This window comes from Microvirga sp. 2TAF3 (assembly GCF_052114965.1).
In the GTDB taxonomy this organism is placed as follows: Bacteria; Pseudomonadota; Alphaproteobacteria; order Rhizobiales; family Beijerinckiaceae; genus Microvirga.
Genome location: NZ_JBFRFT010000019.1, coordinates 34275 through 58778, shown reverse-complemented (window position 1 = coordinate 58778; position 24504 = coordinate 34275). Strand labels below are relative to the sequence as shown.

The following is a 24504-nucleotide window of genomic DNA, read 5'->3' as shown; positions in this document are numbered from 1 at the left end:
TGCAAGAGCCGTTGCGGCGGGAGTCCAATCCTGCCGCAGATCTGGGCGGCCCTCACGCCGCCCGTGCCGTCTCGAGGAATTGGTCGATGTCGTGCCGCAAGCGGTAGAGTTGCTGATCCAGGGCATGCTTGGTGCTCGAAACATGTTGCGCTGCCGCCGCGGCCGAAGCCGTTGATCCGTTCAAGGTCTCGATGCTTCGCACTACGGCCTGCGTGTGGCCGCTGGTCTGCTGAACGTTCATCGCGATCTCGGAGGTGACCGCGGCCTGTTGCTCGACCGCCGCTGCAATCGCGGTAGCGATGCTGCTCACCTCCTCGACAATGTGAGCGATATCCTCGATTTCGATTGCACTCTTCCGGGTCGCCTCCTGGATCGCCCCGATGCGGGAGCCGATTTCCATCGTCGCCTTGGCCGTCTGGGTCGCAAGGGTTTTGACCTCCTGGGCCACCACGGCGAACCCCTTGCCTGCCTCGCCAGCATGGGCCGCCTCGATGGTGGCGTTCAAGGCCAGAAGATTGGTCTGGGAAGCGATCTGATCGATCAGATCCACCACGTCCCCGATCTGTTTGGCCTGCTCGGCCAGACCTGCGACGGAAGCCTTCGTATGTTGCGCACTCTCGAAGGCGCGCCGCGCCACGTTCGCCGAACGGCTGGCCTGCTCTCCGATATCCCGAACGGACGCGGCAAGCTCCTCGGTTGCCGCTGCACCGGACTGCATGTTGAAAGCGGTCTTCTCTGCAGTGCTCGCCACTTCGCCGGCGAGCATACTCGCCGCACCCGTTGCCGTATCGAGTGTGGTCGCGCTTTCCGACAGCGCGTCACTGGCCTCGCCAGAAATGCGCAGGCTCGCCTGAACGGCACCGGAAAAGGAGGAAATCGCGTCGGCCAGCACCTTGCCCCGTCTCTGACGCTCTTTCACGAGGGCTTCCTGATAGACTGAAATTGCGTAGTCCATGTCGAGCATGACGGCCTTGTTCATCGCCGCGATCTTACGGGCAAGGGCCGCGCCGCTGAACCGGTGCTTGGCCGAGAGAACGAGCACAAGCTCGTTCAGGACAAAGGAATAGCCTCCGATATACCACCGAGGCTCCAGGCCGATCTTGTTGTGGATGAGGCCGATGCGACGGATGCCTTCCACGTAGGCCGCATCGAACTTGCCGCTGAAGAGCCTGCTCCAGTGCTGCGACTGTGCCGAGACGAGCCGGGATTGTTGCGAGCCGATCAGGCTGGACAGGGTGGGCACCTGATGAAGATGGGCGTAGAAACGCTCCAGGATTTGAGGCAGGGCAGGGGAAATGACCTGCCACACGGATTGAAGCTCCCGGCACACATCCCCGTCGATACCGAGAAAACGGAGCCGTTCGGCGAGCGCAGCATCGTCCTGCATGGTTATCCCCCAAGTCTTGAATCTTCGGGGACATCTAGAACCGTAAGGTTAACCTGGGCTTACGCCATCCTTGTATCGACGGGATCTGTCAGATGCCTTTGAGTTAGGAGTGTCATGGATGTCGCTAATACTCATGCCGTGTCGGAGAAAGGCGCTTTCGATATTGACGGTGACCGTTTCACGTAGGGTTCATCTCGATTAAGTTCTGTGTGGGGAGCCCCATCAGGGCCCTCGTGCTTTGCCTTGCAAGCTTTCGGCGGTGCCTATCGACAGCACCGGACCATTGTCCGCCGACGGTGCCGCTCGACGATGAGATGAATGCCGAGGGCATGAATGCGAATTTTTTAGATCGATGACAGGGGGAACGTGCAATGACCGGTCGCGCAGCACAGCACAACGGCGCCCCGTGCGGATTGATAGGGCCGAAAGCCGAAAAGTCCGTGTCCCTGGCCCTGCAGGGCGGTGGGGCGCATGGTGCGTTCACCTGGGGCGTTCTCGATTATCTTCTCGAGGATGGCCGGCTCGCCATCGAAGCGATCACGGGCACGAGCGCCGGAGCCTTGAATGCGGTGGTGCTCTTCGAAGGCTGGCTGGAAGGTGGAATAGACGGAGCGCGTGCGCAGCTGCGCCAGTTCTGGAAGCGGGTCAGCCTCGACGGCAGCCTTTCGCCGCTTCAGCGCACGCTTTTCGATCGTTTCCTGAGTTACTGGAGCGCAGATGGCTCTGCGGCGCCTTCCTGGCTCGATGCCTGGTCGCGGATGGCGAGCCCTTACGATCTGAATCCGCTCGATATCAACCCGCTTAAGGATGCGCTCGATGGGTTGATCAACTTCGAGCGGGTGCGGGCGTGCGTGGACGCGAAGCTCTTCGTCGCGGCCACGAATGTCTGGTCCGGGAAGATCCGGATCTTCAAGGGCCCGGAACTCACCGTCGACCACGTCCTGGCATCCGCCTGCCTGCCCATGATCTTCAAGGCGGTCGAGATCGACGGCGAGCCTTACTGGGATGGCGGCTATACCAGCAATCCAGCGCTCTTTCCGCTTTTCTACGAGACCCGGACGGACGATATTCTTCTGGTTCAGATCAATCCGATCGAGCGCCGCTCGACGCCGCGCACGGCTCAGGAGATCCAGAACCGCATGACGGAAATCACGTTCAACGCGAATCTGCTGCATGAGCTCAGGACAATCGAGTTCGTCACGCGACTCATCGACGACGGCAAGCTTTCGACCAAGGATTACAAGCGGGTCCTGATGCACCGGATCCATGGCGGCCGGAAGCTCGACGAGTTCACCGCTTCATCCCGTCTCAATGCAAGGTGGGAGTTCTTCAAGGAGTTGAAGGATCTGGGCCGTGCGACAGCACGGCAATGGCTCTCCGACAATTATCAGGCTATCGGACGAGAGAGCACGCTCGATCTGCGCGCGGCCTATTCTTGACCGCATCGGCGGCGCTCGTGCATGAATGCCCGGCATATCCAGGGCCGCTGCATCGAAGCGTTCGAACGATTCCGGCTGAAATCGTCTTTCCGAACCGGATCGAGAACGCGAGCATCTGCCTCGCCGGGTCCGGATCAGTACTTAGATGTGGGAAAAGCTTTGAAACTCGTGCTCTTCGATGTCGATGGAACGTTGGTCGACAGCCAGAATATCATCGTCGCCGCGCAGCACATGGCTTTCGCCGCTTTCGGACTCGAGCCGCCGAGCCGGGAGCGGGCGCTTTCCATCGTCGGCCTCTCTCTCTTCGAGGCCTTCACGGTTCTTGTCGGCCCCAAGGCCCCTATCGAAGGGCTGGTCCAGGCCTACAAGGATGCTTTCGGAGCCCTGCGCCTGGACCCCGCCAATGCCGAGCCGCTGTTTCCCGGCGCGCTCCATTGCCTTGACTGGTTGAGCGGCCGCGACGACGTTCTCCTTGGCATTGCGACCGGGAAGTCCCGCCGTGGTGTAGCGCATCTTCTCGAGAGCCATGACTGGCACAGCCGGTTCGCCACGATCCAGACGGCGGACGATGCCCCGTCCAAGCCCCATCCGGCGATGATCCGACAGGCCATGGAAGAGGTTGGCGCCTTGCCGCACGAGACGGTGATGATCGGCGATTCCAGCTACGACATGGCCATGGCCCGGGCGGCCGGGGTGCTGCCGGTCGGCGTTTCATGGGGGTTCCAGCCAATAGAGTTACTGACCGAGGCAGGAGCCGAGCATATCGCCGATTCCTATGCGGAGCTTCAGTCGGTCTTGAGAAAATTCCTGACCCAGCTCTCGCCTACGGCGGCCCGACCGACTATCTGATGCCCATGAGCGATAACGATTGGTTCCCCTCGGCGGATGAGCCGACCCCGATGCGTGCGGCCCAGGCCGGCATGAAACCTGCCTTGCCGAAGCGTTTCTACAAGGAGGCAGGCGTCGAGGAGCGGGATGGACTTCATTTCCTGACCCTTGACGGCAGAACCGCCAAGACGCCGAACCGGCAGACGCTTGCCGTCCCATCCCGCGATCTCGCCCAGGCTCTGGCGGATGAATGGGCTAGGCAGGGGGCGCAGATCGATCCCTCGACCATGCCGATCACCCGGATCGTCAATTCCGCCATCGATGGCGTCACGCCCCGGCGGGCGGAAGTGGTCGACGACCTGGTCCGCTATGCGGGCTCGGACCTGCTTCATTACCGGGTGAGCGAGCCGGAGCGTCTGGCGCAGGCGCAGGGCGCCGCCTGGAATCCGATCCTCGATTGGGCGAGGGACAGCCACGGGGCGCGCTTCGTTCTAGGGGAGGGTGTGATGCACGTGGCGCAGCCGGAAGAGGCTATCGACGCAATCCACCAGGCGGTGGAGCGGATTCAATCACCGATCGCGCTAGCGGCCCTGCATGTGATGACCACCCTGTCCGGATCGGTGCTGATCGCCCTGGCTCACGCATCGGGGCGGATCGAAGCGGATGAGGCCTGGAAGGCCGCCCATGTGGATGAGCTTTTCCAGGAAAGCATCTGGGGCGAGGACTACGAAGCCTCGGAACGCCGCAAGCGCCGCGAGGGCGATTTCCTGGCCGCCTCGAAGGTTTTCAGGCTCTCGCAGCCATGAAAAATCGCCGGGGCGAAACCCCGGCGATTTCACGAGCGGGCACTCGCCCTGTCAGGCGCGCCGGAAGCTGATCCCGCATTTCTTCTGGACCGAGGCGCTCTCGATGGCCTGCATATGGCCTTTCAGGCGCGCGAGTTCCGCCGTCTGGGCGTTGTTGCCGCCGACGAAGAAAGCGGCCGGCCAGAAGATGACGACGGCGGCGGTAGTCGCCACCGCATCCTTCGTGCGCTGGGAATCCTGGGCGCCCGCAGCGGCAGCCGCTGCGCTGCTGACCCGCTGCGCTTCCTGGCTCAGTTCCTTGCAGCTATAGCCCTGATAGGCATTCGCCGACACATAGGACGCCGCAACGTCTTCCGAGCGGCTGGCGCAGCCGGCGGCTGTGAACGATGCAATGACGGCGACAGCCGCGAGTTTGGAGGGTTGCTTCATAGTCCGCCTCAACGAATGTTGTTTCGTTCCGTTGTCTATCCGTTGATCGGGCCCGTGGGAAGTGATGTAAAGCACATCAAAAGGGGGATTTTTCGTCCTCTTCCGGCTATGCTAAGCGAAATGACCTTTTTCGACGTCCAGAGTACCCCTCCATGAAAGATATGCTCGAACGGCTTGAAGATCGGCGCGCGCAGGCGCGGCTCGGTGGCGGCGTGAAGCGCATCGAGGCGCAGCACGGCCGCGGCAAGCTCACGGCGCGGGAGCGCATCGAGCTTCTGCTCGATACCGGCTCGTTCGAGGAATTCGACATGTTCGTCGAGCATCGCTCGACCGATTTCGGCATGGAGAAGGCCAAGATCCCCGGCGACGGCGTGGTGACCGGCTGGGGCACGGTCAATGGCCGCACAATCTTCGTCTTCGCCAAGGACTTCACCGTCTTCGGCGGCTCGCTGTCCGAGGCGCATGCCCAGAAGATCATCAAGATCCAGGACATGGCGCTCAAGATGCGCGCGCCCATCATCGGCCTGTTCGATGCCGGCGGGGCCCGCATCCAGGAGGGCGTGGCGGCCCTTGGCGGCTATGGCGAGGTGTTCAAGCGCAACGTGATCGCCTCCGGCGTGATCCCGCAGATTTCCGTCATCATGGGTCCCTGCGCGGGCGGCGACGTCTATTCGCCGGCCATGACCGATTTCATCTTCATGGTGCGCGACCGCTCCTACATGTTCGTCACCGGGCCGGAGGTGGTGAAGACCGTCACCAACGAGACCGTGACCTCGGAGGAACTCGGCGGTGCCAAGATCCACACCACCAAGTCGTCGGTGGCGGACGGCGCCTACGACAACGATGTCGAGGCGCTGCTGCAGGTGCGCCGCCTGATCGACTTCCTGCCCGCGAACAACATGGACGGCGCGCCGGAATGGCCGAGCTACGACGATCCGAACCGGGTCGACGACAGTCTCGACACCCTGATCCCGGACAATCCCAACAAGCCCTACGACATGAAGGAGCTGATCCTGAAAGTCGTGGACGAGGGCGACTTCTTCGAGATCCAGGAAGCCTACGCGCGGAACATCATCACCGGCTTTGCCCGCATCGAGGGCCGCAGCGTCGGCATCGTCGCCAACCAGCCGATGGTGCTGGCGGGCGTGCTCGATTCGGATGCCTCCCGCAAGGCGGCCCGCTTCATCCGGTTTTGCGACGCCTTCAACATCCCGGTCGTCACCTTCGAGGACGTGCCCGGCTTCCTGCCCGGCACGGCGCAGGAATATGGCGGCCTGATCAAGCACGGCGCGAAGCTGCTCTTCGCCTATTCCGAAGCCACTGTGCCGCTGGTGACGGTGATCACGCGCAAAGCCTTCGGTGGCGCTTACGACGTGATGGCCTCCAAGCATGTGGGCGGGGATGTGAACTATGCCTGGCCGACCGCGCAGATCGCGGTGATGGGCGCCAAGGGCGCGGTCGAGATCATCTTCCGGCAGGATATCGGGGATGCCGATAAGATCGCCGCCCGCACCAAGGAATACGAGGACCGCTTCATGTCGCCCTTCGTGGCCGCCGAGCGGGGCTATATCGACGAGGTGATCATGCCGCACTCGACAAGGCGGCGCATCGCCCGGGCGCTCGCCATGCTGCGCGCCAAGGAAGTCGAGCGTCCCTGGAAGAAGCACGACAACATTCCGTTGTAGGTATGAGGTTAGGCCTGCCCGCCATGAACATACCCTGCAACCGCTCCTGGGTCTCCACCGCCATCCAGATCATCGAGGCGGATTTCAACCGGTCGTCGGATACGCATCTTCTGACGGTGCCGCTGCCGGCCGTTTCGGGTATCGCGCTCTATCTCAAGGACGAGTCGACCCATCCTTCGGGCAGCCTCAAGCATCGGCTGGCGCGCTCGCTGTTTCTCTACGGATTGTGCAACGGCTGGATCGGGCCGAGCACGACGATCATTGAGGCATCGAGCGGATCGACGGCGGTGTCGGAGGCCTATTTCGCCCGGATGCTGGGGCTTCGTTTCATCGCCGTGATGCCGCGCTCCACCTCGGCGGAAAAAATCGCGCAGATCGCCTTTTATGGGGGCGAGAGCCACTTCGTCGACAGCCCGGCCGAAATGTACACGGAAAGCGCGCGGCTCGCGGCGGAACTGGGAGGCCATTACATGGACCAGTTCACCTATGCGGAGCGGGCTACGGACTGGCGCGGCAACAACAACATCGCCGAGTCCATCTTCAGCCAGATGGCGCACGAGGAACACCCCGTCCCGAGCTGGATCGTGGTCGGGGCCGGCACCGGCGGAACCTCGGCGACCCTAGGGCGCTATATCCGCTACCGGCGCATGCCGACGCGGCTGTGCCTGGCCGATCCGGAGGCGTCCGTCTTTCACCGCCACTTGATGGACCGGAATGTGTGCACCGTGTCCTGCGCGCCATCGGTGGTCGAGGGTATCGGCCGCCCCCGGTGCGAGCCCTCATTCGTTCCCGACCTCATCGATCACGCCTACGCGGTGCCGGACGCGGCCAGCATTGCGGCCGCGCGAGTCCTGTCCCGCCGCATCGGACGTTCGTGCGGTGGCTCGACGGGGACCAATCTGTGGGCTGCGGCCCAGATCACCGCCGGGATGGCGCAGCGCCGGGAAAAGGGGTCCATCGTCACCCTCCTGTGCGATTCAGGAGATCGCTATCGCAGCACGCTTCTCGACGATGCATGGCTTCGCGAGCGCAAGATCGACATCAGGGCGGCCGAAGACACCATGGAGCGCTTCTTCGAAAGCGGCGTCTTCAGCCCGCCCGTCTAGAGCATGATCCGGACAAGTGGAAACCGGTTGTCCGTCAAGATCATGCAAAGACAAGGAACCTAGGGTCTGATCATGTTTCAAACCGACATGATCAGACCCTAGGATTGTCCGCAGTGGCCCTGTCTTCGGCCAGCCACTTGGTGAGCCCTTGGAGGTCCATCTGCGACAATCCATGGCCGACGGGCAGGGTCCGATGTTCGATCAGGGCGCCGGATGCCGTCAGGCCGGTGGCAAGCCGCGCCGCATTCTCCGCCGGGATGATCGGATCCATCGCGCCCGATAGCATCAGCACGCGCTTGCCCGCCAGATCCACCTTCGGCATCTCGCTCAAGGGCACCATCGCACGCAGCAAGGCCGCGCCCGCCAGCGCTTCCGGACGCAGCAGGAGCATGGCGGCGGCGATGTTCGCACCGTTGGAGAATCCGACCGCGATGGGGGCTTCGAGCCCATAGGCCTTGCGCGCCTCGGCGACGAAATCAGCGAGCTCGTTGGCGCGCTTCCTCACATCCGCCTCGTCGAACACGCCCTCCGCCAGACGGCGGAAGAAGCGGGGCATGCCGTTTTCGAGCACCTTGCCGCGCGGGGAGAGCAGGGCGGAGCCGGGGGAGATCGCCTTTCCCAGAGGCAGGAGATCGTCCTCGTTGCCGCCCGTGCCGTGAAGCAGCAGCAGGGGAGGTCGGCCCGGCTCGGTGGCGGGGATATAGCGATGGACGAAGGAAAACTCGGTCATGATTTCAACTTTCTCCCTCTCCCGCAGAGGGGAGAGGGTCAGCGGTGGCTTATACAAGCTCGGGCAACGTGGCCTCGATCTCGCCGCGGTGAGATTCGAGGAAGGGCGGCAGCTTCAGATCGTGCCCCAGCGCATCCACGGTTTCGTCCGTCGCGAAGCCGGGAATGTCGGTGGCGATCTCGAAGAGGATGCCGCCCGGCTCGCGGAAGTAGACCGAGCGGAAATAGTTGCGATCGCGCTGCTCCGTGGTGTGGATGCCGTGGTTTTTTGCCAGGCGTTTCACCATCTCGGCCTGCGCGTCATCGTCCGCGGCGCGGAACGCCACGTGATGGACCGACCCGCCGCCGAGGTGCCCCGGCAGGAAGCCTTTCGCGCTGCGAATATCGACCGTTCCGCCGATCGTGGCATCGCCCTTGTAACGGATGAGCGAACCGTCCCGCGCCGCTTCCTGGAAACCGAAGACATCGGTGAGGATGGCGCCCGTCCGCTCGGCATCCTCCACGAGGAGCGTAACGCCCTCCAGACCCTGGATGGTTGCATCCGCAGGAATGTCGCCTTGGGTCGAAGCCGGCCCGGCACCGATTTCCGGCACTCCGACAAGGGCGAGGCTCGTCCCATCCGGATCCTTGAAGGTCAGGACGCTTTGCCCAAAACGCTTCTCGGGCGCGCCATGCACCACGCCCTTCTCGATCAGGCGATGGGTCCAGTAACCGATGGAAGCCTCGGGAACGCGAAAGGCGGTTTCCTGGGGCGAGCCGACCCCGGCGCGACCGGGCGCGGCATGCTCCCAGGGAAAGAAGGTCAGGATCGAGCCGGGCTCGCCGGATTCGTTGCCGTAGTAGAAATGATAGGTGCCCGGATCGTCGAAGTTGACGGTCTTCTTGACGAGCCGCAGGCCGAGAACCCGTGTGTAGAAATCGACATTGCGGCGCGCCGGGCCGGCAATGGCGGTGACGTGATGAATGCCGTGATGCTGCATGATGTTTTCCTCCGTAAGGGAAGGCGGGCCCATGCCCTGTCTTGCCGGAAGATAAGAATGCCGCCGGTCAAACCCAGGCCGGAAAGGGTGAGCTTGCGGGAATGCAAAGCCGATGCTGTCGGAGAGAGATGGCCCTGGCGCTCATGTGAAAAAATTCTCCGTCAAGATTCCGGCAACCAAAGAGTCTCAACATCGCTTAACCTCAACGGCGATTCAGAATTTCCCGTTAACTTTTTAGGCCCTGCCCCCGTGTGAAGGTCGTCCCCGGATAAGAGATCAACCGGCATTCGAAAAAGCCGGGGGAGTCAAACGGATGATTAACGCTAAGCTTCGCGAATTCATCGAGAGCGTGATCGATAGTAAGTCTATCTCGGCCGATGACGTGAAAAGACTTCAGCGGGATGTTCTGGCGGACGGTATCGCGAGCAAGTCCGAAGCCGAGGCGCTTCTGGCTCTCGACCGCTCTGCCGAAGCGGATGCGACCTGGGGCCCGGCGCTGACCGCGCTGATCGTCGATTTCGTGGTATGGGGCCGGCGGCCGACCGGTACGGTCGACAACGACGAAGCGCATTGGCTCGCCACGGCGCTCGACGTGGTCGGCCCCACCGGGACTGCCTTAGCCATCGCCTATGCCGTTCTCGATGAAATGCGGCACGTGGACGCCGCGCTCCTCGATTTCATCATGCGGGGAAGGCAACAGGAGCGGCAACAACGCATTGCCGCGTGATTTTTCCTTTACGGCACAAAAACTAAATGCTGAATCAGCCTCGCTTCCCGAATGCGCCGATGTGCAGTAACGGAGGTAGGGCTTAATTTTTGGGTGGAAGCGTTCGAGGGCTCATGTTCGACAAGATCCTGATTGCCAACCGGGGCGAGATCGCCTGCCGCGTCATCAAGACCGCCAAGCGCATGGGCATCAAGACGGTCGCCGTCTATTCCGATGCCGACCGTGACGCGCTCCACGTGGCGATGGCCGACGAGGCGGTGCATATCGGGCCTGCCGCTGCCGCCCAATCCTATCTCGACATCGACAAGATCGTCGCCGCCTGCAAACAGACCGGTGCCCAGGCGGTCCATCCCGGCTACGGCTTCCTGTCCGAGCGCGAGGCTTTTCCAAAGGCGCTCGCCGCAGCCGGCATCGTCTTCATCGGCCCCAATCCGGGGGCGATTGCCGCCATGGGCGACAAGATCGAGTCGAAGAAGGCGGCCGCCGCCGCCAAGGTCTCCACTGTCCCCGGCTTTCTCGGCGTCATCGAGAACCCGCATCAGGCGGTGAAGATCGCCGACGAGATCGGCTATCCGGTCATGATCAAGGCCTCCGCCGGGGGCGGCGGCAAGGGCATGCGCATTGCGTATTCCGCCGACGAGGTGGCGGAAGGCTTTGCCCGTGCCAAGTCCGAGGCCGCCTCCTCTTTCGGGGACGACCGGGTCTTCATCGAGAAGTTCATTACCGATCCGCGCCACATCGAGATCCAGGTGCTCGGCGACAAGCACGGCAACGTGATCTATCTCGGCGAGCGCGAATGCTCGATCCAGCGCCGCAACCAGAAGGTCATCGAGGAGGCACCAAGCCCGTTGCTCGACGAGGCGACCCGCAGGCTGATGGGCGAGCAGGCCGTCGCACTTGCCAAGGCGGTGGGCTACGACAGCGCCGGAACGGTGGAATTCGTTGCCGGGCAGGACAAGTCCTTCTTCTTCCTCGAGATGAATACCCGCCTGCAGGTCGAGCACCCGGTCACTGAGATGATCACCGGCATCGACCTCGTCGAGGAGATGATCCGGGTCGCTGCCGGCGAGCGCTTGAGGCTCAAGCAGGCGGATGTGAAGCTCAACGGCTGGTCGGTGGAAAGCCGCATCTATGCCGAGGATCCGGTGCGCAACTTCCTGCCCTCCACCGGGCGGCTCGTTACCTATCGCCCGCCGCAGGAAGGCGGGCAGGGTGGCGTGAGCGTGCGCAACGATACCGGCGTCTACGAGGGCGGCGAGATCTCGATCTATTACGATCCGATGATCGCCAAGCTCGTGACCCACGCCCCGACCCGCGAGAAGGCGATTGCGGCGCAGGCCAAGGCCCTCGATGCCTTCGCCATCGAGGGCATCCGCCACAACATCCCGTTCCTGTCGGCGCTGATGCAGCATCCGCGCTGGCAATCTGGCAAACTCTCGACCGGTTTCATCGCCGAGGAGTTTCCGCAAGGCTTCAAGGCTCCCGCACCGCAGGGCGAGATCGCGCGGCGCATCGTGGCCGTGGGCGCTGCCATCGATCATCTGTTCAACGAGCGCAAGCGCCAGGTCTCCGGCCAGATGCGACCGGCTTCCGCCGTGAAGTTCGATCGCGAGCGGGTCGTCATGCTGGGCACGGAGCGGCATGACGTGGTGATCGAGGACATCGACGGCGGCATTACGGTTCTCATCGACGGGCAGGCTTGGCCGGTCTCGTCGTCCTGGAAGCCCGGCGAGCCGGTCTGGACCGGCGAGGTCGGCGGCGAGATCATCGCGGTGCAGGTGCGGCCGATCCTCAACGGCGTGTCCCTGGCCCATGCGGGCGCTTCCGCCGAGGTGCGGGTCTATACCCATCGGGAGGCGGAACTGGTCGCCCTGATGCCGGCGAAGATCGAGGCCGATACCGGCAAGAAGCTGCTCTGCCCGATGCCTGGCCTGGTGAAGGCCGTCAACGTGAAGGTCGGGCAGGAGGTGAAGGCGGGCGAGCCGCTCTGCATCGTCGAGGCGATGAAGATGGAAAACGTGCTACGCGCCGAGCGCGATGCCACAATTTCCAAGATCCACGCCAAAGAGGGCGACAGCCTCGCCGTCGATGCGATTATCATGGAATTCGCTTAAGCTCCGGATCTCCAGGCGCAGACCTCATCCATGCCCCTCTATTTCGCCTATGGTTCGAACATGGATCGAGCCGCCATGGCCCAGCGCTGCCCGGCTACGAAACCGATCGGTGTGGGGCGGCTCATGCGCCACCGCTTCTTCATTTCCAGCGACGGCTATGCATCGGTGATGCGCGACCCGCGCGGCATGGTGTGGGGCCTCCTGTGGGATCTGGCCCTGGCAGACGTACCGGCTCTCGACCGCTATGAGAGCTTGTCGACGGGCCTCTATACCAAGGTCATCCAGCCCATCCTTACGGATAAGGGGCCGCGCCGGGCGATGGTCTATATCGGCCGAAGCACCAAACCCGGTCTCCCCAAGCCGGGATATATGGAGGGCGTGCTGGAAGCTGCGAGCGGTATCGGCCTGCCGAAGGATTACGTGCAGGGCATGGGGATCTGGCTGCCGCAGGCGAAAACTGCGGCGCAGGCTCCCGTCGAGCGGCCCGCCGTCCGCCCGCGCTGGAGCGCTCCCGGCGGTTCCTTCATCCCGATCCGGCGAACCTGATCGTCCCATTCCCGACGCTCTCGATCTCTTTGCCGGGTGGAACCGGGAAAACTGGCAGGATTTGGCTCTGGCGCATCGTGCGGAAAAGTGGACCCGGTTTTCCGCATCGGACGATGCGCCGCTTATAGGGTTGAGCATCGGATCAATCCCAAAAGTGGAAGCCACTTTGGGGTCCGATGCTCTAAGCATGAAGGCGGGATCCGTCTATGATGCGATATCCTGCGGCCAGGAGATGTTCGATGAGTTCAAGCCGGAGCGTTCATGTCATCATCCACGGGCGTGTCCAGGGTGTAGGCTTTCGCGCCTGGGCACATCATCAGGCTCAGCTGCACGGGTTGCAGGGCTGGGTTCGCAATCGCCGTGACGGCAGAGTGGAAGCGGTCTTCGCCGGTCCCGGTGAACTCGTCGAGGTGATGCTGAGGGCCTGCTGGCAGGGACCACGCGGGGCATCCGTGGAGTGTATCGAGGCCGTCAGCGACCCGGACAATCCGGAGGGCGCTGAAGGCGAGGGTTTCCAGGTCCTGCCGACGGTCTGAATATGTTTCCTGCCCCATTCGGCATATCGATCGATGCGGAACCGTCCGGTTCGGCGTGGCGTTCCGTCCCGGTGAACGGAGGCATCGATGGCAACATCTCGCAAGACGGAACGGCGCATTCTGAGCCGCGACGAGTTTGAAGTCGTCCAGAATACGCATCATCCGACCCTCGGCAAGTTGGACAAGCAGGAGTTCGATCAGGTTACCAAGCTCCTTCGGGAGCGCCGCGATCGTGCCCGGGACATCCTCAACCGGCAACGGCGGGAGATCCGCGCGAAAGGGCTCGGGCGGACGACATTCGCGGACGAGGAACGGGGCATGCGCCGAAGGAAGGCGGTTCTGCGCGAGGCGCTCGGACGCGTCAGCAAGGAGCAGTCGAGGCGAAACGCGAAGGACAACCTCAGGCGGAGCGCCCGCAAGGCCCTTGAAATGAAGCAGTCCGCATCCTCTCCGAAACCGCCCTCTCAGCGGACGCCGCGCAAGGGGATGCAGCCGAAGGAGAGCACGAAGTCTGATCAGATCGGCAGCCCGATGGATGCCGGCCGCATCTCACAGCGGACCAAGGTGGCGCAAGCCAAGCGCGATAACCGCTGATCGTCAGGTGACCGACGGGCTCCCGCTGCGTCCATGTCCATAGGCAGCGGTCCTTCGCTCCTGGGAGAGGAGAAGGTCTAAGACTGTTTCGGCGGCTGGGTTTCCACCGGTCCACCTGCAGCCTTCCAGGCCGTAAAGCCGCCCTCGATATGGGCGACCGGCTTCAGGCCCATATCCTGCGCCGTCGCGGCCGAGAGGGCGGAACGCCAGCCTGCGGCGCAGAAGAAGATGAAGGTCTTGTTCTGAGCGAAGGCAGGCTTGTGATAGGGGCTTTCTGGATCTATCCAGAACTCCAGCATGCCGCGCGGGCAGTGGAGGGCACCGGGAATTCGGCCTTCCCGTTCAAGTTCCCGTGGATCGCGCAGGTCGACGAAGACCATGTCGTCCCGACCCTGCCTGGCGATGGCTTCTTCGGCGGAGAGGGTTTCGATCTTCGCATTCGCCTCATCGAGCATGGCCTTGTAACCGCGGGTGATTGTCTGGGCCATTGCCATTCCTTCCTTTGAGGTTGCGTCAAAACTGGGCATGATGGGGGAAGAGTCAACCGGAGATAACGGTGCTGGGTTTCACCATTCTCGACATTGTGGCGATGGGTTTCTTCCTCGTGGCGTGGCTGGGCTATTACGCTGCCGTCGAGCTCACCCATGCGGGGGAGAAGACCCTGAATACGGTGATGAACCGCTATCGCTATCTCTGGATGGAGCAGACGGTGGTGCGCGAGAACCGAATCGTCGACACCACGATTCTCGGCGCGCTCATGAACGGCACGGCGTTCTTCGCTTCCACGTCGCTCATTGCGATCGGCGGCGTGCTGGCGCTGTTCCGGTCGGCCGATGCCGTTCTGCCGATTTTCGCCACTCTGCCGTTCGGGCCTGCAACGACCCCGCTGATGTGGGAGATCAAGGTGATGGGGCTGGCGGTGATCTTCGTCTATGCTTTCTTCAAGTTCGCCTGGTCCTATCGCCTGTTCAATTACATGGCGATCATCGTCGGGTCGATTCCTGTCCTGAGGGAAGGAAACCGGGAGGAGGCCGCAGCCGTCGCGCGGCAGGCGGCGGCGATGAATGTCGTCGCGGGCAAGCATTTCAACCGCGGCCAAAGAGCCTTCTTCTTCTCTCTCGCCTATCTCGGATGGTTCGTGAACGCCTATCTCTTCATGGCGGCGACGGCTTGCGTGCTTTATGTGATGTGGCGCCGTCAGTTCATATCGGATGCCCGACTGGCGGCGTTGGGCAAGAATAACGTAGAGGAATGATGTCGAAGAGCGCAACGCCGGAAGAGCTTGAAACCACTATGCTGGCGCTTGTCGCCGAGCGCGGCGCGGGCAAAACCCTCGACCCAACAGAGGTCGCACGCGCTCTTGGAGGTGATCACCCCGACGGCTGGGGACCTTTAATGCAGCCTGTCCGGCAGATGGCGGTGCGCTTGATGAAGGAGGGCCGCGTCCTCATTCTGCGCAAGGGCCGTCCGGTCGATCCGGACGATTTCAAAGGCATTTATCGCCTGACGCTGCCGCCGAAGCCCGAAAATTAAGGTGCCGGAAGAAGCTCCGTCGTGCGGCCTGCCGCGTAATAGCCGATCAAACCGGCCCATTCCTTCGTGGCCACATCGAGCCGCCGCAAGCCGTCCGAGATGAAGGCGAAGAGGCGCTGCGTCTCCGAGCGCGCGCTCGTGCGGAAATCCACCGGGTAGGGCAGCACGGTCAGTCCGACCTTTCGGAAAGCGCCCATGGCGCGGGGCATGTGCCAAGCGGAGGTCACGAGAAGCCAGCGGCCGCCCTTCTCGGGATCGATCAGCTCGCGTGAGAAGGTCGCGTTCTCGGCGGTGGTCCGCGAACGGTCCTCGATGATGATCCGTTGAGGATCGATGCCGACGGTCTTCAGGAAGTTTGCGATGATCGGCGCTTCCGCGGTCCCGTCCCCGAAGACGTTTCCGCCGCCGCCGGAAATCAGGATGCGGGCATCGGGATAGCGATGGGCGAGGGCTATCGTATCGAGCAGGCGCTCCGCTGACTCATTGGCGACGATGCGGCCCCGGGACGCAGATTCCGACGCTTCGACGGCCCCGCCGAGCAGAATGATGCCGTCGACGGGTTTTCCATCATCGCGGAACGGTGGGAAACGCTCCTCCAGCGGCATCATGATGTAGCTGGAGATCGGAAGCAGCCCGAGCCCGGCGGTGGCAAGCGTCGTCACCAGGGCGAGCCCGAGGCCGATGCGCCGCCAGCGTCGGGTGAGCGCAAGAACGAGGCCGAGGAGAATGAGGCTGATCAGCAGGTTCGACGGCGTTGCGAAAAACCAGACGAACTTCGATGCGTAATAGAACAAGAGCCGTCTTCTCCCCGATCAGGTCTTACGGTTTGCCGGTTTCAGCCTCGTACCGGGCCTTGGTTTCCGCGTTGGGCGGATAGAGGCCGGGGAGGGGGACGCCTTTCTCGACTTCGCGCATGATCCAGAGTTCGAGCCGCTCCTGCTCGACCGCCGCCTTGGCGACCTCTTCGACCAGGGCTGCCGGGATCACGACGACGCCGTCTCCATCGGCCACGATCACGTCGTCAGGATAGACGGCGACGCCGCCGCACCCGACGGGCTCCTGCCAGCCGACGAAGGTAAGACCCGCCACCGAGGGCGGGGCCGCGACGCCGGAGCACCACACGGGAAGCTCCGTGCCTTCGACACCGGACCCGTCCCGCACGACGCCGTCCGTGATGAGGGCCGTGACGCCGCGCTTCTTCATGCGCGCAGTGAGGATGTCGCCGAAGATGCCCGCATCGGTAACGCCCATGGCATCGACCACGACCATGCAATCCTCGGGCATATCTTCGATGGCGGCGCGGGTGGAGCGTGGAGACGACCAGGATTCAGGCGTTGCCAGATCCTCTCGCGCCGGCACGAAACGCATCGTGAAGGCACGCCCGACGAGCCGCTCGGCAGCGTTGAACATGGGCACGGGACCCTGCATCCAGCAACGCCGGATCCCCTTCTTCAGGAGGACTGTGGTGAGCGTTGCTGTGGTCGACGCGCGCAGGGCGTCGGCGATGGCTTTGTCGAGGGTCATGGCGGCCTCACTGGTGTTGAGCTTAGATCTCATACCCTCCGAAGAGTTTGTTTGCCAGCAGGCAATGGCGCACACGGATACGTTGCTGAAGCCGCCGATCCGTCACTAAACTGATATCGCCCGCTCGCTAGAAGCGGTCATGAATGTTGGAGGAAGATCGATGCGCCGAGTTTCCAAATGTCTGATTGCACTCGCCATTACCGCAATGGCTCCAGCCGCCGTGGCTGCGGATAGCAACCGCGATGTCCTTGCCGAGCGGGTGACGAAGCTCTCCCGCGGCACGCAGTGGAAACCCGTTTCGGCCGTACAGATCAACTTTCTCACTCATCATCCTCAGGGCATGGTGAAGATCGGGGACATGCTCTTCGTATCCTCCGTCGAGATCAAAGTGCCGACCAAGCGCTTTCCACAGCCGGTGGATGGGTATGACCGGGATACGGGCGAAGGGGTTGGCCATCTGTTCAAGGTCGACATGAAGGGAAATCTCGTCGCCGAAATTACCTTGGGCGAAGGGTCGATCTATCATCCGGGCGGCATCGATTATGACGGCCGCTATATCTGGGTTCCCGTTGCGGAGTATCGCCCGAATAGCCGCTCCATTGTCTACAGGGTCGATCCCGAGACCATGCAGGCGACCGAGATGTTCCGCTTCGGCGATCACGTCGGCGGTCTCGTTCGCAATACCGACGACAATTCCCTGCACGGAGTCAGCTGGGGCTCCCGCCGGTTCTATCACTGGCCCTTGGGGCAGGATGGAAAGCCGACGAATGCCGGCGAGGCTCCCGAGAAACTGAGGGCGCTCAACACCTCGCATTACCTCGACTATCAGGACTGCAAATATGCAGGCAGCCATCGCATGCTGTGCTCGGGCGTAACCGAGATGCGCGTAACCCCGGATGCGCCCCTGTTCCGGCTCGGAGGTCTCGACCTTATCAGCCTCAAGGATGGCCGTCCGCTCTTCCAGACCCCAGTGCTGCTATGGACGGCAACCGGGTTCGACATGACCCACAACCCGGTTTGGATGGAGGCGAGCGAAGCCGGATTGCGCGGCTATTTCATTCCGGAAGACGACAAGTCGACGTTGTATATCTATGAGACCGAAGTGAAGTAGCGCCACATAAGAGAGATGGAGGGGGCGGTCAAAACCCGGTTTTGACCGCGCTCTTTAGGGCTTGGTCATGTCTCCTTGAGGCATGACCAGGCCCTCAGTTTTGGTGCCGCACGATCATTGCGGACAACCGGATTCCACGTGTCCTGACCATGCTCTAGCGTCACGCCGTCTTCTCGGAACAGCTTGTACCCGATCAGCTTGCGCTTGGCCGCGCTTAAGCCGGCTCTGGTCTCGTAGAGCTTCGCATCCGCAGGAGGGGGCCTGTCGGATAGTCATTGCTAGATCCGTTGACGCCCAGAAGCTGGGTGACACACATTGACGCTGCAACTTTGGCCCATATAGGCCCAGCCGACCGACTCGAATATAACTTTATTTCATCAACGAGACGCTCCCCCAAAAAGCGAGACTGCGACGTGACCGCAACGCAAAGCATCGGCCGCACCGCGCCGCTTCCTGCCGAGAAAAAGTCCGAACACCCCTTGGCGGTGGTCTGGCAGACAGGTCTCGTCGCGGCGCTGATCGTGCTGCCCCTGATCTATACGCTCGTTCCGCCGCTGGAGGACTATCCCAATCACCTGGCGAGGACGTTCGCCCTGTCGAGCCTGCCGGGAAACGCGTTCCTGTCCCGATTCTATGAAACCGAGTGGGCGGCAATTCCAAACCTCATCATGGATCTGGTGGTGCCGCTGCTGACGCCACTTTTCGGCATCTATGCGGCGGGGCGCACCTTCATCGGCATGACGCTCCTGCTCATGCTGCTCGGCCCCATGCTGCTGCAGCGCGCCCTGTATGGACGCTGGTCCGCCTGGCCGCTGGTGGGGGGATTGTTCGTCTATAACGGATTCCTGTTCGTCGGCTTGATGAACTACCTGTTCGGTGTCGGCCTTGCGGTCTTCGGCCTCGCCGCATGGATCGCATTGTCCGGACGGAATACTCTTCTGAAAGCGTTCGTAAGCCTTGTCTTCTGCGCGGCGCTCTATGTCTGCCATCTCTCCGCGCTCGGCCTCTACGGCCTTGGCCTCGCGAGCTTCGAGGCCTGGCGCCTGTGGACGCAAAAGTCATGGCGCCCATCGGCCCTCATCGGCCGCGCCCTGGTGCTGGCCTTGCCCTTCCTGCCTTTCCTGTACCTCCTCGTCAAAAGCCCGACTTGGGGCCTGTCGCATGATTTCGACTGGCAGTCCCAGGGCAAGCTCGAAGCCGTGACGATGATGGTCTCGGTCTATTCGGATCTCACCGACATTCCCTTTCTCGTCCTGCTCGCGGCGGCCGTCTATTTCGGTGTTCATCGCAAGCTCGTGCGGATCCATCCGGCCGGTGTCGTCGTCGCCATCGTCCTGTCCGCCGCCTTCCTGGCGATGCCTCGCCTCGCCTTCGGCTCCTGGATGGCGGATCAGCGGCTCGTGATCGGCATCTTCTTCATGACCCTGGGGTTCATTTCGGTGGATCTCAGAAAGCTGGAGCACAACCATGCTTTCTTCGTCATCTGCCTCGTGGCCGTTGCCTTCCGCGTGGTCGACGTGTCGGTCAACTGGGCGGCGATCTCGCAGCCGCTCATGGAACTGAGAAGTGCCGTTCGCTCGATGGCGCCGGGGTCACGCCTGCTCGTGGCACAGGCGGATGAGACGGATCAGGGCAGGGTGATCGAGGCGGCCCTGGCCCATGCGCCCAACCTCGCGGTCATCGAGCGCTCGGCGCTCGTCTCGCGCCTGTTCGTCGTGCCCGGAAAGCAGATCCTGCATGCCCGGCCAGGGTTTCGCGAGCATGTCGATACGGAAGACGGCGATACGCCGACCGTCAGCCGCATCCTGACGGCCAGCGACGAGCCGGAGCCTGGTGGGGCGCATTACTGGGACAATTGGCCCGAGAACTACGATTACCTGATCGTCCTCGGCACGAATCCGGACGAGTCTGCGAACCCCGACCCCGATCAGCTGCGCCTTGTGCATAACGGGCGGGCGTTCCAGCTCTACAGGATCAGGAAACCCGCTCCTTAAGGAGGCCTATCATTGCCCTCCCGCAGGGTTCAGGCCGATTTCTCGAACAGCTCGCGCCCGATCAGCATGCGCCGGATTTCGCTCGTGCCGGCTCCGATTTCGTAGAGCTTCGCATCGCGCAGGAGGCGGCCGGTCGGATAGTCGTTGATATAGCCATTGCCGCCCAGGAGCTGGATGGCGTCGAGGGCGCATTGGGTCGCCTTCTCGGCGGCGTAGAGGATGGCGCCGGCCGCGTCCTCGCGAGTGGTCTCAGCCCGGTCGCAGGCCTTGGCGACGGCATAGACATAGGCCTTGCAGGCATTCATCGTCACATACATGTCGGCGACCTTGGCCTGCACGAGCTGGAAGTTGCCGATGGCCTGGCCGAACTGCTTGCGCTCATGGATGTAGGGCATGACGATATCCATGCAGGCCTGCATGATGCCGAGGGGCCCGGCGGCTAGCACGGCGCGCTCGTAGTCGAGGCCCGACATGAGCACGTTCACGCCCCTGCCGACCTCACCGAGCACGTTCTCCTCCGGCACCTCGCAATCCTCGAACTTCAATTCGCAGGTATCGGAGCCGCGCATGCCGATCTTGTCGAGTTTCTGGTGCGTGGAGAAGCCCTTGAAGCCTTTCTCGATGATGAAGGCCGTCATGCCGCGGGAGCCCGCTTCCGGATCCGTTTTGGCATAAACCACCAGGACATCCGCTGTCGGGCCGTTGGTGATCCACATCTTGTTGCCGTTGACGATATAGCGGTCGCCACGTTTCTCCGCGCGGGTGCGCATGGACACCACGTCGGAGCCGGAACCGGGTTCGGACATGGCGAGCGCCCCCAGATGCTCGCCGGAGATCAGCTTCGGCAGATAGCGGCGCTTCTGCTCCTCGCTGCCGTTGCGGCGGATCTGATTGATGCAGAGATTCGAATGGGCCCCGTAGGACAGGCCGACGGCTGCCGAGCCGCGGGAGATTTCCTCCATCGCAATCACGTGCTCGAGATAGCCGAGCCCGATGCCGCCATATTCTTCCTCGACCGTGATTCCATGGACGCCGATCTCGCCCATCTTGGGCCAGAGGTCGCGCGGAAACTCGTTGGTCTGGTCGATTTCCTGTGCGCGAGGCACGATGTTGTCCTGCGTGAAATCACGCACGGTTGCCCGAATAGCCTCGGCGGTCTCGCCGAGGTCGAAATTGAAGACTTTGGCGGTATTCCGGAACATGCCTTCCTCCAACCTCCGCACGTCGATCCGGAAGGGGCGGGATCGCGACGGATGCTTTGTTGTTATGTCTGTCCATTTTGGTCAGCATTGCTGCCCTTTTCAAGCGGGGTTCAAAGGAAAAATTTGGTGCGGCATGCCTCCCGCGCATAGTGAAAAGCCCGCCGGTGCAAGCATCACCGGCGGGCTTCGCAAAGGGATGGCCGCGGACAGTCTCCGCCCCGAGCGTTTCGTTCCCAGGCGTGCGGGGAGCGGGGACCTCTCCTCGCGCGACCGATCAGAGAATGAAATCGCTGAGCTTGAGGGCAGCGGGCTTGTTCTTGAGATGGATCTCAAGTTCCGCCGCCGCGTCCTTGTCGGTGTTGCCGTAGAGGATGCCCTTCTTGGCGTCGTAGCGCAGTTGCCCGGCGGCCGTGAACTTCTCTTTGGCGGACAAAAGGGTGGCGAAGGCGTCGTGCCCCTTCTTCCTCGTGTTGGCGTCGATCCCGCTGAGGTCGATCCGGTCGACTCCCACCGCGAAATCAAGGATGACGTCGCGGTTCTTGCCGGGGCTGGTTTCGCCCTTGCCGCCGAAGCGGAAGACGTCGGCACCTGTGCCGCCCACCAGCGTGTCCTTGCCCACGCCGCCGTCGAGCAAGTCGTCACCGTCGTCGCCAAAGAGCTTGTCATTGTCCCGGCCGCCAAGGATACGATCGTCGCCGCTGCCGCCGCGCAGGACATCATTGCCCTTGCCGCCGTCGAGCGTGTCGTTGCCAACTCCGCCGACGAGAACATCCTTGCCCTTGCTGCCGGTGATGATCTTGTCCGGTTCGGTAGGCATCGGCGGATCGCGGTCCAGCGCCGCGAGGACTTTCGCGAGGTTCCAGGACTCCCCATCGGAGAAGGTTATCGTTTCGATATGCCCCGCCTCGTCGTCCTGTGCTTCGGCGGTGACGAAGTACTTGTTGATCTTCAGCCGGGCTTCGCCCTGCGAGATCACCAGCGTATCCGTATCGCCCGTATCGCGCGTCAGGACCACTGACGTCGAGGCGGCCTTCACGATGACCGTATCGTTGCCCTGGTGATCGACGATCAAATCCTCGCCGCCATCCGGAGTCCAGATGAAGGTGTCGTTGCCGTGGCCGCCGATGAGCAGGTCGTTGCCCTTGCCGCCGTCCAGGGTATCGTTGCCGCCCTTGCCGTCGAGCACATCGTCGGCGTCGGTTCCCTGCAGCGAGTCGTTTCCTTCCGTTCCCACCGGGGGAGGCGGGTTCTCTGGTGGCGTGTGCGGCAACCGTTCCAAGACGTCTTTGCGGGTCAGGATGTCACCATTTGAGAATGCGAAACGCTGGATGCTGCTCGCTGCATCGAAGAAGCCCTTGACGGTGAGGTAGTCGCCGTTGTCAGCAGCAAGGAAGAGATCGTCGGATCCGACTTGGTACGACCAGGTGATGTGATCGTCGAAATCTATTCGGATCGTATCGTCGCCACTGCTGTCATCGATCGTATCGTTGCCGCCGTTCCAATGGTAGGTGTCGTTACCGGCACCTCCCAGAAGCAGATCGTTACCGGCGCCGCCATCGAGCGTATCATTGCCAGCGCCGCCGTGGAGAGTGTCATTACCGTCCTTGCCGTCGATAAGTTCGCTTCCAGCCGAACCCGTGAGGACATCGTTGCCGTCCGTTCCGACGATAATGGGGCTCGGACCGGGATCCGGTTCGGGCTTGGGCTCCGGATCGCGCGTCTCGAGCGCGTGCAGCACGTCGTTCCGAGTCCAGACGGTACCATCTGAGAAAACGATGTGCTCGATACGACCATAGTCCGTCTCGCTGAAATAGTCGCGGACCGCGACGCCGCTATCGCCGAGACGGATTAAGAGATACTGGCCGCTCACTTCGAAGGTGACTTCGCTTGAGAGCGCATCGATGACGATAGCGTCATCGTCCCCACCCGCATCGAAGATTTCGCTATGGCGGGTATCGCGGCCGAAAATGTAAACGTCGCTGCCGCTGCCGCCGAAGAGCTTATTGCGCCCGCCGCCGCCGTCGAGTGTGTCGTTGCCCGCGCCGCCGATCAGCTCGTCGTTGTTGGCGCCGCCAAGGATCGAGTCGTTGCCGCCGCCACCGTTCAGGTTGTCGGTGCCACCATTGCCGATAATGGTGTCGTTCCCGGCTCCGCCGGCGAGGGTTTCGCTATCGCCCGTGCCTTCGATCAGCCGGCCTTCCGTGTCCAGAGTCGCGCTCATTGGTCCTGCCCCCAGGTTTCGGCGGCTGCGGGCTTCGAGGCCTCCTCAGGCGCACTGGCCACGCAGCGAGCCGATAATGCGTTTCGTTATATAATAACATATAACGTAGCGCAATCGGTTGCAAGGAATTGTGTCAACGGCTCAGGGTTGTCCTGGCGGGTGAGCCTTTCGGGAGGCGAGGGCCCGTATCAGAGGAGGCCGGCGCCTCTTCTCACTCGTCGACGCTCGCCGTCTGCACAGGATCGAGCGCCCCGCAGACACCCACGGATTGAAGACGCCTGTGGTCGCGCGGGTCGCAGGCGCTTTGCACGAACATGCGCCACTGGTTCTCGGTGCCGTAGAAGGTGTTGCGGTCCACGTCGCCGCTCACGCCCGGTACCCGGCCCGTCGTGGTAAACTGCCAGAAGGTCCAGCGGCGGTCGGCGTAGCGCTCGTGCGGCTCGGCGGCGACGCTGCGGATCCAGTAGGGGTAATCGTTGAACTCGCCTTCCAGGATTTCCTTATGGAAGGTGATGTCGGTGTAGATGATCGGCCGCTTGCCCGTATGGGCCTGCATCTCGCGCAGGAGCACCTCGATCATCGCCAGGGCCTGCTCGCGCGGTACCTTCCTCGGGCAATTGACCGATTCCCCGTTCCATTCCACGTCGAGAACCGGGGGGAGGGCCTCCGGGTCCTGAGGGACGTTCTTCTTGAACCATGCGGCCTGCTCGTGGGCCGAGCGGCACCAATAGACGAAATGGTAGGCGCCGCGCGGGACGCCGGCGCTCTTTGCGCCCCACCAGTTTTCCAGGAACCGGTTGTCCACATGGTCGCCGCCTTCGGTCGCCTTGATGAAGGCGAACTTGGTGCCCGCCTGGCGCAGGGCCGCCCAATCGACCTTGCCCTGCCACTTGGAAATATCCACGCCGTGGATCGGAAGCCGGTGAGCCGAGGCGACGCCGGCGTGAGGTTTGATATCGCTCTTTGCGGGATAGCGGCTCGTGGGAGCGATGGCGCAGGAGGCCAATCCCATG

The 24504-nt window shown here is 62.7% G+C and carries 23 protein-coding genes and 1 pseudogene; 14 read left to right on the top strand and 10 right to left on the bottom strand.

The features are described from left to right. Positions 1-52 precede the first annotated feature (52 nt). A complete protein-coding gene (locus AB4Y97_RS17365) occupies positions 53-1387 on the bottom strand; it encodes a protoglobin domain-containing protein (RefSeq protein ID WP_442000299.1) in 1335 nt (444 codons plus the stop codon). A 371-nt stretch (positions 1388-1758) separates the two neighbouring features. On the opposite strand from AB4Y97_RS17365, the gene AB4Y97_RS17360 reads away from it, so the two are divergent. From AB4Y97_RS17360 to AB4Y97_RS17350, 3 genes are all read left to right on the top strand, one after another. After that, the gene (locus AB4Y97_RS17360) at positions 1759-2826 is read left to right on the top strand and encodes a patatin-like phospholipase family protein (RefSeq protein ID WP_442000298.1); all 1068 of its coding nucleotides are present in this window, start codon (positions 1759-1761) and stop codon (positions 2824-2826) included. A gap of 159 nt (positions 2827-2985) precedes the next feature. Continuing rightward, entirely contained in the window at positions 2986-3675 is a 690-nt protein-coding gene (locus AB4Y97_RS17355; protein WP_442000297.1) for an HAD-IA family hydrolase, read from the top strand. A gap of 5 nt (positions 3676-3680) precedes the next feature. Beyond that, positions 3681-4460, top strand: a complete 780-nt coding sequence (locus AB4Y97_RS17350; RefSeq protein ID WP_442000295.1) for an ATP12 family chaperone protein — start codon at positions 3681-3683, stop codon at positions 4458-4460. Positions 4461-4511: 51 nt separating this feature from the next. Here the strand turns inward: AB4Y97_RS17350 and AB4Y97_RS17345 are convergent, their stop codons facing one another. After that, entirely contained in the window at positions 4512-4889 is a 378-nt protein-coding gene (locus tag AB4Y97_RS17345; protein ID WP_442000294.1) for a hypothetical protein, read from the bottom strand. 152 nt (positions 4890-5041) lie between these two features. Between AB4Y97_RS17345 and AB4Y97_RS17340 the strand changes: the two genes are divergently transcribed. Together AB4Y97_RS17340 and AB4Y97_RS17335 are read left to right on the top strand one after the other, a co-directional pair. Next, positions 5042-6574, top strand: coding sequence for an acyl-CoA carboxylase subunit beta (locus tag AB4Y97_RS17340; protein ID WP_442000293.1), 1533 nt, complete (start codon positions 5042-5044; stop codon positions 6572-6574). A gap of 23 nt (positions 6575-6597) precedes the next feature. Then, a complete protein-coding gene (locus tag AB4Y97_RS17335) occupies positions 6598-7680 on the top strand; it encodes a PLP-dependent cysteine synthase family protein (protein WP_442000292.1) in 1083 nt (360 codons plus the stop codon). Positions 7681-7771: 91 nt separating this feature from the next. Here AB4Y97_RS17335 and AB4Y97_RS17330 read toward each other — a convergent pair whose 3' ends face one another. Further along, complete coding sequence (locus AB4Y97_RS17330; protein ID WP_442000291.1) at positions 7772-8410, bottom strand: alpha/beta hydrolase; 639 nt, start codon at positions 8408-8410, stop codon at positions 7772-7774. Positions 8411-8459: 49 nt separating this feature from the next. After that, positions 8460-9389 (bottom strand): ring-cleaving dioxygenase, encoded by a 930-nt coding sequence (locus AB4Y97_RS17325; protein ID WP_442000290.1) that lies wholly within the window; start codon positions 9387-9389, stop codon positions 8460-8462. A 313-nt stretch (positions 9390-9702) separates the two neighbouring features. On the opposite strand from AB4Y97_RS17325, the gene AB4Y97_RS17320 reads away from it, so the two are divergent. The 5 genes and pseudogenes from AB4Y97_RS17320 to AB4Y97_RS17300 all read left to right on the top strand — a co-directional run bounded on the left by AB4Y97_RS17320 (position 9703) and on the right by AB4Y97_RS17300 (position 13906). Next, entirely contained in the window at positions 9703-10116 is a 414-nt protein-coding gene (locus AB4Y97_RS17320; RefSeq protein ID WP_442000289.1) for a hypothetical protein, read from the top strand. A 113-nt stretch (positions 10117-10229) separates the two neighbouring features. Continuing rightward, the gene (locus AB4Y97_RS17315; protein ID WP_442000288.1) at positions 10230-12230 is read left to right on the top strand and encodes an acetyl-CoA carboxylase biotin carboxylase subunit; all 2001 of its coding nucleotides are present in this window, start codon (positions 10230-10232) and stop codon (positions 12228-12230) included. A 30-nt stretch (positions 12231-12260) separates the two neighbouring features. Further along, a pseudogene (locus tag AB4Y97_RS17310) lies at positions 12261-12671 on the top strand (gamma-glutamylcyclotransferase family protein); the annotation flags it as partial. Between the two features lie 344 nt (positions 12672-13015). Beyond that, positions 13016-13312, top strand: a complete 297-nt coding sequence (locus tag AB4Y97_RS17305; protein WP_442000287.1) for an acylphosphatase — start codon at positions 13016-13018, stop codon at positions 13310-13312. Positions 13313-13399: 87 nt separating this feature from the next. Further along, positions 13400-13906 (top strand): hypothetical protein, encoded by a 507-nt coding sequence (locus tag AB4Y97_RS17300; protein WP_442000286.1) that lies wholly within the window; start codon positions 13400-13402, stop codon positions 13904-13906. A gap of 77 nt (positions 13907-13983) precedes the next feature. Here AB4Y97_RS17300 and AB4Y97_RS17295 read toward each other — a convergent pair whose 3' ends face one another. Continuing rightward, a complete protein-coding gene (locus tag AB4Y97_RS17295) occupies positions 13984-14394 on the bottom strand; it encodes a rhodanese-like domain-containing protein (RefSeq protein WP_442000285.1) in 411 nt (136 codons plus the stop codon). Between the two features lie 101 nt (positions 14395-14495). On the opposite strand from AB4Y97_RS17295, the gene AB4Y97_RS17290 reads away from it, so the two are divergent. Next, complete coding sequence (locus AB4Y97_RS17290; protein WP_442000339.1) at positions 14496-15161, top strand: DUF599 domain-containing protein; 666 nt, start codon at positions 14496-14498, stop codon at positions 15159-15161. Then, positions 15161-15439 (top strand): DUF3253 domain-containing protein, encoded by a 279-nt coding sequence (locus tag AB4Y97_RS17285; protein ID WP_442000338.1) that lies wholly within the window; start codon positions 15161-15163, stop codon positions 15437-15439. The genes AB4Y97_RS17290 and AB4Y97_RS17285 overlap by 1 nt, the downstream gene beginning before the upstream one ends. On the opposite strand, the gene AB4Y97_RS17280 is transcribed toward AB4Y97_RS17285, so the two are convergent. Together AB4Y97_RS17280 and AB4Y97_RS17275 are read right to left on the bottom strand one after the other, a co-directional pair. After that, positions 15436-16233 carry a YdcF family protein gene (locus AB4Y97_RS17280; protein ID WP_442000284.1) on the bottom strand — a complete coding sequence of 266 codons (798 nt, stop codon included), beginning with the start codon at positions 16231-16233 and terminating at the stop codon, positions 15436-15438. The two genes, AB4Y97_RS17285 and AB4Y97_RS17280, sit on opposite strands and share 4 nt — an antisense overlap. Positions 16234-16258: 25 nt before the next feature. Next, the gene (locus AB4Y97_RS17275; protein WP_442000282.1) at positions 16259-16963 is read right to left on the bottom strand and encodes a ribonuclease activity regulator RraA; all 705 of its coding nucleotides are present in this window, start codon (positions 16961-16963) and stop codon (positions 16259-16261) included. Between the two features lie 160 nt (positions 16964-17123). Here AB4Y97_RS17275 and AB4Y97_RS17270 point away from each other — a divergent pair, with 160 nt between their 5' ends. After that, positions 17124-18074 carry a DUF6454 family protein gene (locus AB4Y97_RS17270; RefSeq protein ID WP_442000281.1) on the top strand — a complete coding sequence of 317 codons (951 nt, stop codon included), beginning with the start codon at positions 17124-17126 and terminating at the stop codon, positions 18072-18074. Between the two features lie 413 nt (positions 18075-18487). Continuing rightward, positions 18488-20068, top strand: coding sequence for a hypothetical protein (locus AB4Y97_RS17265; protein ID WP_442000280.1), 1581 nt, complete (start codon positions 18488-18490; stop codon positions 20066-20068). A gap of 29 nt (positions 20069-20097) precedes the next feature. Here the strand turns inward: AB4Y97_RS17265 and AB4Y97_RS17260 are convergent, their stop codons facing one another. The 3 genes from AB4Y97_RS17260 to AB4Y97_RS17250 form a co-directional block, all read right to left on the bottom strand. Then, positions 20098-21270 carry an isovaleryl-CoA dehydrogenase gene (locus tag AB4Y97_RS17260; RefSeq protein WP_442000279.1) on the bottom strand — a complete coding sequence of 391 codons (1173 nt, stop codon included), beginning with the start codon at positions 21268-21270 and terminating at the stop codon, positions 20098-20100. A 274-nt stretch (positions 21271-21544) separates the two neighbouring features. Further along, positions 21545-23491 carry a calcium-binding protein gene (locus tag AB4Y97_RS17255; RefSeq protein WP_442000278.1) on the bottom strand — a complete coding sequence of 649 codons (1947 nt, stop codon included), beginning with the start codon at positions 23489-23491 and terminating at the stop codon, positions 21545-21547. Positions 23492-23702: 211 nt separating this feature from the next. Then, the gene (locus AB4Y97_RS17250) at positions 23703-24503 is read right to left on the bottom strand and encodes a glycoside hydrolase family 25 protein (RefSeq protein ID WP_442000337.1); all 801 of its coding nucleotides are present in this window, start codon (positions 24501-24503) and stop codon (positions 23703-23705) included. Position 24504: the final 1 nt, after the last annotated feature.

What these genes read in the sequence shown, in the direction of transcription:
- AB4Y97_RS17365 (WP_442000299.1), bottom strand. Translation starts at nt 1,387, where the DNA reads ATGCAGGACGATGCTGCGCTCGCCGAACGGCTCCGTTTTCTCGGTATC.
- AB4Y97_RS17360 (WP_442000298.1), top strand. Translation starts at nt 1,759, where the DNA reads ATGACCGGTCGCGCAGCACAGCACAACGGCGCCCCGTGCGGATTGATA.
- AB4Y97_RS17350 (WP_442000295.1), top strand. Translation starts at nt 3,681, where the DNA reads ATGAGCGATAACGATTGGTTCCCCTCGGCGGATGAGCCGACCCCGATG.
- AB4Y97_RS17345 (WP_442000294.1), bottom strand. Translation starts at nt 4,889, where the DNA reads ATGAAGCAACCCTCCAAACTCGCGGCTGTCGCCGTCATTGCATCGTTC.
- AB4Y97_RS17340 (WP_442000293.1), top strand. Translation starts at nt 5,042, where the DNA reads ATGAAAGATATGCTCGAACGGCTTGAAGATCGGCGCGCGCAGGCGCGG.
- AB4Y97_RS17335 (WP_442000292.1), top strand. Translation starts at nt 6,598, where the DNA reads ATGAACATACCCTGCAACCGCTCCTGGGTCTCCACCGCCATCCAGATC.
- AB4Y97_RS17330 (WP_442000291.1), bottom strand. Translation starts at nt 8,410, where the DNA reads ATGACCGAGTTTTCCTTCGTCCATCGCTATATCCCCGCCACCGAGCCG.
- AB4Y97_RS17325 (WP_442000290.1), bottom strand. Translation starts at nt 9,389, where the DNA reads ATGCAGCATCACGGCATTCATCACGTCACCGCCATTGCCGGCCCGGCG.
- AB4Y97_RS17320 (WP_442000289.1), top strand. Translation starts at nt 9,703, where the DNA reads ATGATTAACGCTAAGCTTCGCGAATTCATCGAGAGCGTGATCGATAGT.
- AB4Y97_RS17315 (WP_442000288.1), top strand. Translation starts at nt 10,230, where the DNA reads ATGTTCGACAAGATCCTGATTGCCAACCGGGGCGAGATCGCCTGCCGC.
- AB4Y97_RS17305 (WP_442000287.1), top strand. Translation starts at nt 13,016, where the DNA reads ATGAGTTCAAGCCGGAGCGTTCATGTCATCATCCACGGGCGTGTCCAG.
- AB4Y97_RS17300 (WP_442000286.1), top strand. Translation starts at nt 13,400, where the DNA reads ATGGCAACATCTCGCAAGACGGAACGGCGCATTCTGAGCCGCGACGAG.
- AB4Y97_RS17295 (WP_442000285.1), bottom strand. Translation starts at nt 14,394, where the DNA reads ATGGCCCAGACAATCACCCGCGGTTACAAGGCCATGCTCGATGAGGCG.
- AB4Y97_RS17290 (WP_442000339.1), top strand. Translation starts at nt 14,496, where the DNA reads ATGGGTTTCTTCCTCGTGGCGTGGCTGGGCTATTACGCTGCCGTCGAG.
- AB4Y97_RS17285 (WP_442000338.1), top strand. Translation starts at nt 15,161, where the DNA reads ATGTCGAAGAGCGCAACGCCGGAAGAGCTTGAAACCACTATGCTGGCG.
- AB4Y97_RS17275 (WP_442000282.1), bottom strand. Translation starts at nt 16,963, where the DNA reads ATGACCCTCGACAAAGCCATCGCCGACGCCCTGCGCGCGTCGACCACA.
- AB4Y97_RS17270 (WP_442000281.1), top strand. Translation starts at nt 17,124, where the DNA reads ATGCGCCGAGTTTCCAAATGTCTGATTGCACTCGCCATTACCGCAATG.
- AB4Y97_RS17260 (WP_442000279.1), bottom strand. Translation starts at nt 21,270, where the DNA reads ATGTTCCGGAATACCGCCAAAGTCTTCAATTTCGACCTCGGCGAGACC.
- AB4Y97_RS17255 (WP_442000278.1), bottom strand. Translation starts at nt 23,491, where the DNA reads ATGAGCGCGACTCTGGACACGGAAGGCCGGCTGATCGAAGGCACGGGC.
- AB4Y97_RS17250 (WP_442000337.1), bottom strand. Translation starts at nt 24,503, where the DNA reads ATGGGATTGGCCTCCTGCGCCATCGCTCCCACGAGCCGCTATCCCGCA.